The organism is Azohydromonas sp., assembly GCF_035325925.1.
Lineage (GTDB): Bacteria > Pseudomonadota > Gammaproteobacteria > Burkholderiales > Burkholderiaceae_C > Calidifontimicrobium.
On the sequence record NZ_DAOKZA010000007.1, the window covers coordinates 1 to 12,389 of the forward strand.

18 protein-coding genes are annotated in these 12,389 nt (G+C 71.9%); 10 read left to right on the forward strand and 8 right to left on the reverse strand.

What is annotated here, in order from left to right; all coding sequences use genetic code 11:
- From PKC53_RS03875 to dsrA, 8 genes are all read right to left on the reverse strand, one after another.
- A partial coding sequence (locus PKC53_RS03875; protein WP_324426512.1) for a (Fe-S)-binding protein occupies positions 1 to 772 on the reverse strand: 772 nt, incomplete at its 3' end.
- A gap of 141 nt (positions 773 to 913) precedes the next feature.
- Positions 914 to 1,642, reverse strand: a complete 729-nt coding sequence (locus PKC53_RS03880) for a respiratory nitrate reductase subunit gamma (protein ID WP_324426514.1) — start codon at positions 1,640 to 1,642, stop codon at positions 914 to 916.
- A gap of 37 nt (positions 1,643 to 1,679) precedes the next feature.
- Entirely contained in the window at positions 1,680 to 2,012 is a 333-nt protein-coding gene (locus PKC53_RS03885; RefSeq protein WP_324426515.1) for a TusE/DsrC/DsvC family sulfur relay protein, read from the reverse strand.
- A gap of 85 nt (positions 2,013 to 2,097) precedes the next feature.
- Positions 2,098 to 2,397: a sulfurtransferase complex subunit TusB gene (gene tusB, locus PKC53_RS03890; protein ID WP_324426516.1), complete on the reverse strand. Its 300-nt coding sequence runs from the start codon at positions 2,395 to 2,397 to the stop codon at positions 2,098 to 2,100.
- Positions 2,398 to 2,413: 16 nt separating this feature from the next.
- Positions 2,414 to 2,770 (reverse strand): sulfurtransferase complex subunit TusC, encoded by a 357-nt coding sequence (tusC, locus tag PKC53_RS03895; RefSeq protein WP_324426517.1) that lies wholly within the window; start codon positions 2,768 to 2,770, stop codon positions 2,414 to 2,416.
- A gap of 14 nt (positions 2,771 to 2,784) precedes the next feature.
- Positions 2,785 to 3,144, reverse strand: coding sequence for a sulfurtransferase complex subunit TusD (gene tusD, locus PKC53_RS03900; protein ID WP_324426518.1), 360 nt, complete (start codon positions 3,142 to 3,144; stop codon positions 2,785 to 2,787).
- Position 3,145: 1 nt separating this feature from the next.
- A complete protein-coding gene (gene dsrB / locus PKC53_RS03905; protein ID WP_324426519.1) occupies positions 3,146 to 4,213 on the reverse strand; it encodes a dissimilatory-type sulfite reductase subunit beta in 1,068 nt (355 codons plus the stop codon).
- A gap of 13 nt (positions 4,214 to 4,226) precedes the next feature.
- Positions 4,227 to 5,522 carry a dissimilatory-type sulfite reductase subunit alpha gene (gene dsrA / locus PKC53_RS03910; protein WP_324426520.1) on the reverse strand — a complete coding sequence of 432 codons (1,296 nt, stop codon included), beginning with the start codon at positions 5,520 to 5,522 and terminating at the stop codon, positions 4,227 to 4,229.
- 277 nt (positions 5,523 to 5,799) lie between these two features.
- Between dsrA and PKC53_RS03915 the strand changes: the two genes are divergently transcribed.
- The 10 genes from PKC53_RS03915 (at position 5,800) to PKC53_RS03960 (ending at position 12,379) form a co-directional block, all read left to right on the forward strand.
- Positions 5,800 to 6,021, forward strand: coding sequence for a hypothetical protein (locus PKC53_RS03915; RefSeq protein ID WP_324426521.1), 222 nt, complete (start codon positions 5,800 to 5,802; stop codon positions 6,019 to 6,021).
- Positions 6,018 to 6,671 carry a type I-MYXAN CRISPR-associated protein Cas6/Cmx6 gene (gene cas6 / locus PKC53_RS03920; protein ID WP_324426523.1) on the forward strand — a complete coding sequence of 218 codons (654 nt, stop codon included), beginning with the start codon at positions 6,018 to 6,020 and terminating at the stop codon, positions 6,669 to 6,671. Before PKC53_RS03915 ends, cas6 begins: the two co-directional genes overlap by 4 nt.
- 55 nt (positions 6,672 to 6,726) lie before the next feature.
- On the forward strand, positions 6,727 to 7,059 hold the full coding sequence (locus PKC53_RS03925; protein ID WP_324426525.1) for a TusE/DsrC/DsvC family sulfur relay protein: 333 nt from the start codon (positions 6,727 to 6,729) through the stop codon (positions 7,057 to 7,059).
- Positions 7,060 to 7,207: 148 nt separating this feature from the next.
- Positions 7,208 to 7,816, forward strand: coding sequence for a hypothetical protein (locus PKC53_RS03930; RefSeq protein WP_324426527.1), 609 nt, complete (start codon positions 7,208 to 7,210; stop codon positions 7,814 to 7,816).
- 11 nt (positions 7,817 to 7,827) lie between these two features.
- The gene (locus PKC53_RS03935; RefSeq protein ID WP_324426529.1) at positions 7,828 to 8,766 is read left to right on the forward strand and encodes a TauD/TfdA family dioxygenase; all 939 of its coding nucleotides are present in this window, start codon (positions 7,828 to 7,830) and stop codon (positions 8,764 to 8,766) included.
- On the forward strand, positions 8,751 to 10,226 hold the full coding sequence (locus tag PKC53_RS03940; RefSeq protein ID WP_324426530.1) for a 2Fe-2S iron-sulfur cluster-binding protein: 1,476 nt from the start codon (positions 8,751 to 8,753) through the stop codon (positions 10,224 to 10,226). The genes PKC53_RS03935 and PKC53_RS03940 overlap by 16 nt, the downstream gene beginning before the upstream one ends.
- A complete protein-coding gene (locus tag PKC53_RS03945; protein ID WP_324426531.1) occupies positions 10,223 to 10,567 on the forward strand; it encodes a S24 family peptidase in 345 nt (114 codons plus the stop codon). The genes PKC53_RS03940 and PKC53_RS03945 overlap by 4 nt, the downstream gene beginning before the upstream one ends.
- Before the next feature lie 20 nt (positions 10,568 to 10,587).
- Positions 10,588 to 10,812, forward strand: a complete 225-nt coding sequence (locus PKC53_RS03950; RefSeq protein WP_324426533.1) for a hypothetical protein — start codon at positions 10,588 to 10,590, stop codon at positions 10,810 to 10,812.
- 95 nt (positions 10,813 to 10,907) lie between these two features.
- Positions 10,908 to 11,297: a hypothetical protein gene (locus PKC53_RS03955; protein ID WP_324426535.1), complete on the forward strand. Its 390-nt coding sequence runs from the start codon at positions 10,908 to 10,910 to the stop codon at positions 11,295 to 11,297.
- Positions 11,294 to 12,379, forward strand: a complete 1,086-nt coding sequence (locus PKC53_RS03960; RefSeq protein WP_324426537.1) for an Sfum_1244 family protein — start codon at positions 11,294 to 11,296, stop codon at positions 12,377 to 12,379. The genes PKC53_RS03955 and PKC53_RS03960 overlap by 4 nt, the downstream gene beginning before the upstream one ends.
- Positions 12,380 to 12,389 lie beyond the last annotated feature (10 nt).

The following is a 12,389-nucleotide window of genomic DNA, read 5'->3' on the forward strand; positions in this document are numbered from 1 at the left end:
ACACCTTGCCGTAGCCGATCAGGCTCTCGACGTGCGGCTCGGCGAAGAAGTCGGCGCTCGGCGTGATCAGCAGCACCTCGGCGCCCTTCACGTCCATCGGGTAGCGCACGTCGACGCCGGTGTCGTCCTTGACGTCCTCCTCGAGGCCGGCGAGCGTGTCCTCGAGCGCCGGCCCCGGCAGGCCGAGGTTGTTGCCGATCTTGTGGACCTTGCCGATGATCTCGTTGCTGTACTTCTGCCCCAGGCCCACCGAGTCCATGATCTCGCGCGCGGCCATCGTGACCTCGGCGGTGTCGATGCCGTAGGGGCAGAACACGCTGCAGCGCCGGCACTCGGAGCACTGGTGGTAGTAGCTGTACCACTCGTCGAGCACTTCGCGCGTCAGGTCGGCCGCGCCCACCAGCTTGGGGAAGTGCTTGCCGGCGAACGTGAAGTAGCGCCGGTAGACCTTGCGCATCAGGTCCTGGCGCGCCACCGGCATGTTCTTCGGGTCGCCGGTGCCCAGGTAGTAGTGGCACTTGTCGGAGCAGGCGCCGCAGTGCACGCAGGCGTCCATGTAGACCTGCAGGCTGCGGTACTTGCCCAGCAGCTCGCCCATCTTCGCGATCGCGCGCTGCTCCCAGCCGTCGGCGAGCTCGCCGGGAAAGCCGATGTTGCCCTGGATCTGCGGCGACGCGACGAACGGCCGGCTGTGCGCCATCGCCCCCTCGGCGACCAGCGGGATCACCGGGTACGGCTTGAGCGCGGGCGTCTCGAACTTGGCGGTGGCCATGTCAGGTGCCGACGCCGCGCAGGCAGCGTCCACGGCGGATGAACCGAGAGGCGTCGAGCAGCCGCCGCGGATCCGGCTGCGCCGGTCCGCTGGCGGCGCCCCCCCGGGGGGGAGGCGACCGAAGGTCGCTTCGTGGCGAGGTCATTTGTCCAGCGCCGCCGCCCACGACGCGACGTGGCGCGCCTCGCGCGGGTTGTCGACCTGGTAGCGCGTCGGGCTGAACAGCAACCCCGGCGCGTGCAGCAGCTTGCTGATCGGGAACACGATCATCAGCAGCGCGACCAGCGTCAGGTGCACGAGCAGCAGCGGGTCGGCCGGCAGCGGCTGGATGTCGAAACGCATCAGCCCGAGCATGAAGGCCTTCAGCGCGACGATGTCGGTGTGCGCGACGAAGCGCATGCCCAGCCCCGAGACGCCGATCGCCGCCAGCAGCGCCAGGTGCAGGTGGTCCGACGGCGTGGAGATGTAGCGCACGCGGTCGACGAGGAAGCGCCGGGCCCACAGCCCGGCCAGCCCGGCGACCATCGCGAAGCCGGCGTAGGTGCCGATCGCCTGCACCCACAGCACCGGCTCCCACACCGGCTGCTGGAAGTAGCGCAGGTGGCGCAGCAGCACCAGCAGCAGCGCGGCGTGGAACAGCCAGCCGAAGGCCCAGGTCCACTTGTTGGACTTGAACAGGCTCTCGAAGAACACCACCTCGCGTGCCATGCGCAGCGCGGCGCCGCCGCCGGTGGTCGGCGCCGGCGTGGTCGGGATCTTCAGCGGCGCCGGCGTCGCCAGGTAACGCCGGATCTTCAGCGCCAGGCCGGCAACGAACAGCGCGGTCGCGACGTAGAACAGCGCGGCATACACCAGCGACAGCGCCGACATGGCCGTGCCTCCGCGGTCCGTGCCGTCGCCCGCCGCCTCAGACGCAGCCGGTGGGCTTGGGCAGGCCGGCGATCTTGCACGCCTGCTTCGCCGGGCCGTAGGGGAACAGCTCGTACAGGTACTTGCTGTTGCCCTTGTCGGGCCCGAGCTGCTTGCCGATGGCCTTGGTCAGCACGCGCACCGCGGGCGCGATCTGGTACTCGTTGTAGTAGTCGCGCAGGAAGTTGACGACCTCCCAGTGGTTGGGCGTCATCTCGACGTTCTCCTGCTGGGCGATGACGTTGGCGATGTCCTCGTTCCAGTCGGACAGGTTGACGAGATAGCCTTCCTCGTCGGTTTCGTAGGACTGTCCGTTGACTTCGATCGGCATCTCGTTCTCCTCGGGCGGGGGTGGGAAGGGGGCGGGCTGAGGTCAGCGGGCCATGGCGCCGCGGACGCGACGGGACTGGGCCATCTCAAAGCCAGGACTGGTTGGTGGGGTGCTCGGCGACCAGGTCGACGAAGCCGGCGTAGTCGACGGCGGTCACGCCGTCGATCAGGCGCGATGCGACGCCACGCGCCTCGAGGTCGGGCTGCAGCACGTAGACCTTCAGCCGTGACGCCGCCGCGGCGACGCCGCTGCTGGCGGCCATCGCGGTGGTCGCGGCATACACGCCGTCCTCGATCAGCAGCAGCGACTGCCCGTCCTTGGCCAGGCGCAGGCAGCTGGCCAGGGCGGTGGTCATCGCGGGCGACTTGTTGACGATGTGCAGCATCTCGGGGTTCCCGGGGTCAGAACGACAGCACCACGTCCTGTTCGGCCATCAGGTCGGCGAGCTCGGCGCTGGACAGCACCTCGACGTCGACGATCAGGTCGTCCTCGGACAGCCCGCGCGCGTCCATCGACTCGCGCTCGACGTACAGCTTCTCGATGTCGTAGCCCTCGAGCGCGCGGTAGGTCTTCGAGTGGTTCTTGATGCCGATGGCCTTGGTGTCCTGGCCCTTCACGAGTTCGTAGACGCCGTCGTCGACGAACACCAGGCTCACGTCCTGGTCGAACGTGGCGGTGATCAGCACGACCTCCAGACTCTCGAGCGCGTAGATCGTGCCGTACGGCGCCTTGCGGTTGACGAACATGAACTTCTTCATGGCTTCATGTTCCCTCAGTCGCCGAAGGTGACCGTGCGGTCGCTCTTGATGCCGCCGTCGACCAGCTGGCCGAGCCCGCTGATGCGGAACCCCGGCGCCAGCACCTCGTCCTTGATGCCGCGGCGCAGCGCCGCGGCGACGCACACGACGAGGTCCACCCCGTGCTGCTCGTTCAGCGCCGACCAGCGGTTGACGATGTGGCGGTCGTCCTGGGGCGGCTCGGTGAGCTTGGTCGCGTTGTAGACGCCGTCGTGGTAGAAGAACACGCGCATCACCTCGTGCCCCTGGCGAACAGCCGCGGCCGCGAACTGGTACGCGGTGTCGCTCGCCTGGTGCGTGTACGGCCCTTCGCTGACCAGCAGGGTGAACTTCATCTCAGAACCTGATGTGCGTCGACGCGTTCAGGTTGTGCCGCGAGCCGCGCCAGTCGTCGATCAGGTACTTCGTGAACGGCAGGTCGCACTTCTCGAAGAAGCGCGGCCAGCCGATGCGCTCGACCCAGTCGCTCAGGCGCTCCCACGGCCGCGCGTCGTGCTTGTAGGTGTAGAGGATCTTCTTGACGATCGCCGAGACCTCCGGCCAGCGCGGCGGGTTGTTCGGCAGCCCCGAGGCGACCATCTTCATGAAGGTCGGCTTGCCGCGTGCGTTGCTGTTCTTGCCGCCGACCCAGATCGCGAACTTCGAGTGCTCCGGGTCGTTGATCTGCATCGGCGGGCACGGCGGGTAGCAGGCGCCGCAGCAGATGCACTTCTTCTCGTCGACCTCGAGCGACGGCTTGCCGTTGACCAGCGCCGGTCGGATCGCCGCCACCGGGCAGCGCGCGACCACCGCCGGGCGCTCGCAGACGTTGGCCACCAGGTCGTGGTTGATCTTCGGCGGCTTGGTGTGCTGGATGACGATCGCGATGTCGGCCTGGCCGCCGCAGTTGATCTCGCAGCAGCTCGTGCTCAGGTGCACGCGGTTGGGCATCTCCTCCTTGACGAACTCCTCGTAGAGCTCGTCCATCAGCGCCTTCACGGCGCCCGAGGCGTCGGTGCCCGGGATGTCGCAGTGCAGCCAGCCCTGGGTGTGCGCGATCATCGACACCGAGTTGCCGGTGCCGCCGACCGGGAAGCCGCTCTCGGTCAGCGCGTTGATGAGCGGCGCGACCTTGTTCGGGTCGGCCACCATGAACTCGATGTTGCTGCGGATCGTGAAGCGCACGTGGCCGTCGGCGTAGGTGTCGGCGATGTCGCACAGCTTGCGCACCGTCCAGACGTCCATCTGCCGCTGCGTGCCGGCGCGCACGGTCCACACCTCGTCGCCGGTGTGCGACACGTGGTGCAGCACGCCGGGGCGCGGGCGGTCGTGGTACTTCCAGTTGCCGTAGTTCTTCAGCAGCGTCGGATGCATGAACTGCTTGTTGTCCGGCGCTCCGCTCTCGATCGGGGTGCGATGGGCCATCGTGGTCTCCTCGTCAGGCCGCCTTCTTCTTCGCGTTGATCTTCGCGACTTCCTCGTCCCAGCCGTCGGTGCGCACGTACGGGTTGGTGCGCGGGCTGGAGACCATGTTCGGGTCGATGTCGACGCCGACGCCCTCGAGGAAGTTCACGAGGCCGATGCGCTCGATCATCTCGCCGGTGCGCTCGTGCTCGAGCGCGTTCTCGGCGAAGAAGTCGATCACGCGCTGCCCCAGGTCGACGAGCGCGTCGTAGTCCTCGTCGGTCTTCAGCGGCATGAACGGCATCACGACGGTGCCCATCAGGTCGCCGATCTTCAGCGTGCGCTTGCCGCCGACGAGGATCGTCGCGCCGGTGTCGGTGCCGTGCGCCAGCGCGCCGGTCATCACGTTGATGCAGTGCATGCAGCGCACGCAGTCGCCGTTGTCGATCTCGAGCGCGTGCGTGTCGCTGACCTTGACGCTGGAGATCTTGTCGCCGCTGCGCAGGTCCTTGACTTCCTTGAGCTGGATCGCCTTGGTCGGGCAGCGCGCGACGACGTCGTTGACCAGCTCGTTCATGCCGTGCTTGTCGAACCACTTGCGCGCCAGCGCCTCGTCGGTGCGCATGTTGTCGCGCCAGGTGCCGATGACCGCCATGTCGGCGCGCTGGATCGAGTTCATGCAGTCGTTCGGGCAGCCGCTGAACTTGAACTTGAACTTGTACGGCAGCGCCGGGCGGTGGATGTCGTCGGTGAAGGTGTTGATCACCTGCCGGTGCGCGCGGCCCTCGTCGTAGCAGCTCTGCTCGCAGCGCGCCGCGCCGACGCAGCTCATCGAGGTGCGCACCGCCGGGCCGGCGCCGCCGAGGTCGAAGCCCAGCTCGTTGAGCTCGTCGAACGCCTCCTGCACCTTCGGCGTGGTGGCGCCCTGGAACATGATGTCGCCGGACTGGCCGTGGAACGCGATCAGCCCGGTGCCGTGCTTCTCCCAGATGTCGCACATCTTGCGCAGGATGTCGGTCGTGTAGTGCATGCCCGGCGGCGGCTGCACGCGCAGCGTGTGCAGCTCGGCCGCGTCGGGGAACACCGGCGTGCCGTCCTCGTTCTTCAGCTCGGTGAAGCGCGGGATCACGCCGCCGCCGTAGCCGAACACGCCGACCGTGCCGCCCTTCCAGTAGCCCTTCTTGGTGCGGTACGAGGTCTCGAGCGTGCCGAGCAGGTCGACGACGTAGTCCTTGTCCTGGGCCAGGCGCTTCAGTCCGCTGACGAAGCTGGGCCAGGGGCCGGTCTCGAGCTCGTCGAGCATCGGCGTGTCGTGCATCTTCTTGGCCATGCGTGGTCTCCTTGGGTGGCCAGCGTCGGTAGCTTGCGCGCCGCGGCGGCTGCGCGGCCGCCTCTGCGAGCGGCTCGTGGCGCGACGTCCGGGCATTCTGCGGGCGACCCGACGCGCGGCGCTATCACCCGCGTCGGGTAGCCAACGATAGACCGGATAGGGGGTGAGGACACTACCCGGATGGGTTATGCGCCGATCCCCCGTGCCGGGTATGGACGGCGACACGCGCGGCCGCGCTCAATGCCGCCTTCGGCCCCCTGTCCCGGGCCGCGCCGTCATGCCCCGCGTCACTCCCGTCACCCAGCTGCGCGTGCCCTTGGGCGGCCAGCACATCGAGCTGCAGCAGGTCGACCACGACGCCGGCGGCATGAGCCTGCTGCGCACGCGCATCCGCGAGGGCAGCCGTTTCACCGTGTTCGACGTCGACCCGCTGACCGCGCGCGCCTGGGGCGAGGCGCTGCTGGCGTGGGCGCGCAGCCAGCCCGGGCCCGCGCCGTGAACGGCACCTTCGACGACCCCGACGACGACACGCCGCCGACCGCGACGATGGTCGACGTCGCGTTCCCGCTCGAGGGGCGCAGCCTGCCGCGCGACCACCGGCTGGCGCTGGCCGACGCGCTCGACGCCGCGGCGCCGTGGCTGCGCGAGCTGCCCGGCGCCGGGCTGCACCCGGTGAACCTGGTGCACGGCAGCGGCGACCCGGCGCTGCTGTCGGGCCGTGCGCGGCTGCTGCTGCGCGTTGCGCGCCCGCACGCCGAGGCGCTGCAGCGCGCGCTGGCCGGGCGCGAGCTCGACGTCGGCGGCCACCGCGTGCGCCTGGGCGAGCCGCACCTGCGCGAACTGCTGCCGCACAATACGCTGTACGCGCACTTCGTGGCCAGCGACGCGGCCGACGGCCACGACGAGCGCGCGTTCCTCGCGGCGGTCGACGCCGAGCTCGACGCGCTGGGCGCCGCGTGCCGCCGCGTGTGCGGGCGGCGCCAGCTGATCCGCGGCGGCGTCGCGCCGCTCGGCGGGTTCAGCCTGATGCTGCACGGGCTGGCCGTCGCGGCGTCGCTGCGCGTGCTCGAGGCCGGCGTCGGCGGCCACCGCCGCCTCGGCTGCGGGCTGTTCGTGCCGCACCGCTCCGCTGCCGCGGTCGGCGGCTGAACGACTGCGTGCCGGTGCGACCGACCTTCACCCCCGCCACCAGGAGACCACCGACATGGGATACGTCGTCGACGGCCAGGAACTCGACACCGACGACCAGGGCTACCTGCTCGAGCCCGACTACGGCGAGGAGATCGTGCGCGTGATCGCCGCCGCCGAGGGCATCACGCTGACCGACGCGCACTGGAAGGTGATCGCGTTCCTGCGCGACGAGTACCGCGAGCACGGCCACACGCCGAACTTCCGCAACATGCTCAAGGGGGTGGCCGATGGCGTGCTGCCCGGCTGCGACAGCAAGACGCTGTACGACCTGTTCCCGCTGGGCCCGGCCAAGCAGGGCGCGAAGGTGGCCGGGCTGCCGCAGCCGTACGGCAAGGGGGGGTATTGATGGCCTCCCCCCGAAGCGCCTTCGGCGCGCCCCCCCAGGGGGACGCCGCCGGCGCACCGGCGAGGCCGGATCCGCGGCGGCCGCTGGCAGGGGGCTTCGCTGCGCTCGCGCAGGGCAGCCGGGCGACCCCGGCCGGAGGACGTGCCGCATGGCGATGCGCCTGAAGACGCACTGGTTCAAGCCGGAGCAACCGAAGACGCCCGAGCAGAACGCCGGGGCGATCGGATTCATCGTCTGGCGCGTCGCGCGCAACATGCTCGACCGCATGCGCAAGGCCGGCTTCGACATCGACGTCGGCGTGCCGTACTTCGCGTTCATGCGCGAGGTGCTGGCGTTCCTCGTGCAGGTCGCCGACCGCCTCGCCTACGCGCGGCTGGACGCCGCGTCGCGCGCCGCGTTCACCACCGCGCTGGTGCTGCGCTGCGCCGACTACCTCGAGGAGAACGAGGGCGACCTGCTCGGCCCGGTCGAGGCCGGCGCACCGTCGTACCGCGAGCGTTTCATCGACCTCTGCAACGAGCTGTCGGCCCACTACGCCGAGTTCGGCTTCGGCGACGACGGCCCCGACTTCGGCTTTCGCCGCTACCTGGGCAGCCGCGTCGAGCCGCTGCTGCCCGAGAAGGACCGGCGCTGGGTGCTCGACCAGGTGATGGACATCGAGGTGCCCGAGGCGGTGACGCTGGTCACGCGCGGCATGGACGGCGTGTTCTCGACCGAGCCGCGGCCGCGCCGCGCCTCGGCGCTCGGCGCGGACTGACCCCGACCGGCATGGACACGCTCGCCGCCCGCCAGCGCCCGACCGCCTCGGACGGTCCGTTCGACCTCGGCAACGCCAGCGCGTACCGCCGCTGGCGCGACTGGAAGCTCGCGGTGCACCCGCGCAGCGCCGACGACCTCGTCGTCGAGGTCGCCGACCCGTTCGCGCTGACGACGTCGGAGCGCGACGCGCTGCTCGAGCGCATCGCGCGCGCCAACATGGCGGTGTACCGCGCGCCCCCGGCCGCGGTCGACGCGTCGCTGCCGCGCGCGCTCGGCCGCCAGCTGGGGCTGCTGCGGCTGGACGCGAACTGGCTCGCCGAGGACGACGGCGTGTCGCACATCACCGTCTCGGAGCACGGCGGCACCCGCGGTGAGTTCATCCCCTACACCGACCGCGCGATCGGCTGGCACACCGACGGCTATTACCACCCGGCCGGCCGGCGCATCCACGGCATGCTGCTGCACTGCGTGCGCCCGGCGGCCGAGGGCGGCATCAACTCGCTGCTCGACCCCGAGATCGCCTACATCGCGCTGCGCGACGCCGACGCGCGTCACGTCGCGGCGCTGATGGCCGACGACGCGATGACGATCCCGGCACGCGAGGCCGACGACGGCGGCGTCGCGCGCCCGGCGCAGCCGGGGCCGGTGTTCTCCTTCGACGACGCCGGCGCGCTGCACATGCGCTACACGGCGCGCACGCGCAGCATCGCGTGGAAGGACGACGCCGCGACGCGCGCCGCGCTGGCCTGCCTCGAGGCGCTGCTGGCCGGTGGCGCGCCGCAGGTGCTGCGGCTGCGGCTCGACGCCGGCATGGGCATCGTCGGCCACAACGTGCTGCACGCGCGCAGCGCCTTCGTCGACGACCCGCGACGCCCGCGCCTGCTGTACCGCGCGCGTTTTCTCGACCGCGTGCACGCCGCCGGAGCCGACGCATGGCGCAGTGGGTGACGGTGTGGCGCGCCGCGCAGCTGGTGGGCGTGTCGCGCGGGGCGCTGCAGCAGCGCATCCGCGACGGCGAGCTGCAGGTCAGCGACGACGGCCGCGTGCCCACCGAGGCGTTGCTGCGCCTGTACCCGCAGGCCCAGCTCGAGGAGACCGGCATGCTCGAGCGGGTCGCGCGCATCAAGGAGGAGGCCTTCGGACGCCGCGTGCGCGAGCGCCTGCTGCCCAGCCAGGAGGTGCTGGCGCAGCGGCTGTTCGCGCAGACGCAGGAACTGGCCGACGTGCGGCGCCACCTCGAGCGTTACCACGCGCTGCTGATGGACTTGCGCGGGCGCATCCGCACCGAGGCCGAGGCGGCGCGCGATGATGTGCGCTGGCAGGCGCTGCAGCGCGAGGCCGACCGCGGCCTGGCGCGCGTGCTGGCCACCGAATCGGTCGACGTGCTCGACGTGATGGACGACATGCTCAAGGTGATGACCGCGCAGGTCACGCTGCGCCCCAGCGGACACGAGTTCAGCGTCGAGGGCCACGACACGCTGCTGCAGGCCGGGCTGCGCGCCGGGCTGAAGCTGAACTACGGCTGCGGCAACGGCAGCTGCGGCATGTGCAAGGTGCGCGTGATCAGTGGCGAGGTGGCCAAGGTCCAGCACTTCGACTACCCGCTGTCCGAGGCCGAGCGGCTCGCCGGCTACACGCTGATGTGCGCGCACACCGTGGCCAGCAGCGAGCTGGTGCTCGAGACGCTCGAGGCGCGCGGGCCGCAGGACATCGCGCCGCAGCAGATCACGACCACCGTGCGCGCGGTCACCGAGCTGGCGCCCGACACGCGGCTGCTGCACCTGCAGACGCCGCGCACGCACCGGCTGCGCTTCCTCGCCGGACAGTCGGTGACGCTCGGGATCGCCGCCGGCGGCGACGACGTGCACGCCACCTACCCGGTCGCGAGCTGCCCCTGCGACGACCGCAACCTGCACTTCTACGTCGCGCGCGACGACGACGACGCGTTCGCCCGCCACCTGTTCGCCGGCGCGCTGCGCCAGGGGCAGGCGGTGACCGTGTGGGGCCCGCTGGGCGAGTTCGTGCTCGCCGACAGCCCGCGCGCGCTGGTGTTCGCCGCCTGCGACACCGGCTTCGCGCCGGTGAAGAGCCTGATCGAGCACGCGCTGGCGCTCGACGCCGCGCCGTCGCTGGCGCTGTTTTGGCTGGCCACGCGGCCCGACGGGCACTTCCTGGCCAACCAGTGCCGCGCCTGGTCGGAGGCGCTCGACGCCTTCGAGGTCACGCTCAGCCGCCACGACGACCCCGCCGAGGGCGCTCGCCAGATGGCGCAGGCGATGCGCGCCGACCTGTTCGACATCGACTGCGACTTCTACGTCGCCGGCCCCGAGGCCTTCGTGGCCACGCTCGACGCGCAGCTCGCCGCCGCCGGGGTGCCGAAGATCCAGCGCTTCGCCGAGGTGGTGTGAACGCGCCGACGCCCCCGCGGTCCCTCGAGGCCGACTGCAGCGGCGGCGAGTCGTTCGCGCTGCGCGTGATCGGCCACAGCATGGCGCCCGAGTTCAACGACGGCGAGATCATCGTCGTCGAACCCGACGGCGCGGTGCGCGACGGGTCGTTCGTCCTCGCGCTGCACGACGGCGAGTGGATCTTCCGCCAGCTGTGCGACGACGGCGATGGCCGCTGGCGGCTGCACGCGCTCGACCCGGCCTGGCCGGACCTGCCGCTGGCCGACCTGTCGGCGGTGCGCGGCGTGGTCATCCAGAAGGCGCTGCCGGGGCGGCGGCGCGCGTCCAAACGTTACGTCTGACCCACGAGAGGCGCCTCGCGATGCCCTACTACGTCTACCGCGTCGGCACGCTCGGCGTGCTGACCAAGCTGGCCGAGTTCGCGTCGTTCCGCGACGCGTCGGCGCACGCCAAGGCGCTGCGCGCCGCCGACGCGCCGGGCACGCCCGGGCGCGTGAAGGTGATGTTCGCCGACAACGAGCTCGCGGCCGAGGACCTGCTCGGCCAGGCGCGCGAGCCCCGCCCGACGATCGGCGAGGACGACTGAGCGCGCACGGCGCGACCGCGGGCATGGGCGACACCGACGTCGGCGACGGCGCAGCACCCCCGGGCGGAGGGTGCTGCGGCGGGCCGGCGTCGTGCGTGTTCGCGAAGGCCGTCGTCGCGCGCAGCGTCGGCTGCGAGCTGGCGCGGCGCGGCACGGTGGGCGAGAGCGAGCTCGTGCGCTGCGCGTCGCCGGTGGCGCACACCAACTGCGGCACGCTGGCCGCGCTGCTGCGCGAGCGCGCCACCTTCGCGCTGAGACTGCCGCGCCACGGCACGCCGCTGGTGCACGCCAAGGCGCTGCAGCTGCAGTGCGGCGGGCTGCTCGCGCTGCAGCGCGTGCTCGACGCCGACGTGCCCGACGTGCACCGCATGGTGGCGCTGGCGCAGCAGCGCTGGGGCAGCCTGGTCGACGCGCCGTGGGGCGAGATCGTGCCCGCGCTCGCCGCGTGGCAGCCGCGGCGGCGCCACCGCCCGCAGCCGCGATGACGTCGACCGACCTCGCCGCGCTGGCCGCCGCGGTGCAGACCAACTGCCACATCGCCGACGCGCGCCACGCCGCCGACCTGACGCTGTGCACCTACCTGCTGCAGATGCGCGAGTTCTACCGCTGGGAGCAAGGCCTGCCGCTGGGCGCGCCGCTGCCGCGCGAGGCGGTGGGCGCGTGGATCGCGCAGCGCGAGCGCGAGTGGGAGCGGCTCGAGGGCAGCGACTTCGTCGCGCTGCCGCCGCCGGCACGGGACGACGCCGATGCGCCGGCGGCGCTCGACGCCTTCGACGTCGATGCGATCGGCCCGCCGCTGGCCGCCCGCGGGCTGGCCTACGGCGCCGCGCTGGCCGCACGCGAGCGGCCCGGCTTCTTCCTCGCCGAGCTCGAGACGCTGCAGCGCCTCGACGACGGGCTGACGCTGCAGGTGTGCGGCCGCGAGCTGGCGCGCGGGCTGTTCGCGCCGCCGGCGGCGCTGATCGGCAACACCGTCGTGCTGCGCCGCGAGTCGCTGGCACGCTGGGTGTGGGAGAAGTTCGAGGCCTTCGCGGTGCGCCGCGGCGACGGCGCGTTCAAGGCCGTCGTCGACGCCTACGGCCTCGAGCGCGACTTCCACGCCGCGCTGCCGCGCCTGCTCGACGAGCAGGGCGCCACGCTGGTGCTGCACGAGGTCGGCGAGCACCGCGCCGGCCGGCGGCTCGACCCGGGCTGGGCCGCGCTGCGCCTGGCCCCGGGCATCGACCGCCGCACCGACCTGCTGCTGCGCGCGGTGCGCGACCTGGTCGCCGACCTCGAGACGACGCTGCCGACGCTGCTCGAACGCGGCGAAGACCGCGCGCTGCACTTCTGGTTCGCCACCTTCGACGGGCTGCGCGCCGCGCTGTGCCCGGCGCTGCACGGCGCGTACGCCGCGTGGCGCGACGGCGACGCCGGGCGCGCGCTGACGCGTGTGTGCCGCGCAGGCGGCGCGCACTTCGCCGCGCTGGCCGACGACCTGGTCGCGCTGCACGCGCGCCACGGCGACGACGCCGCGGCCCCGGTGGCCGCGCGGCTGGGCGAAGCCGCCTCGGTGTTCACGCGCTGAGTGCCGGCGC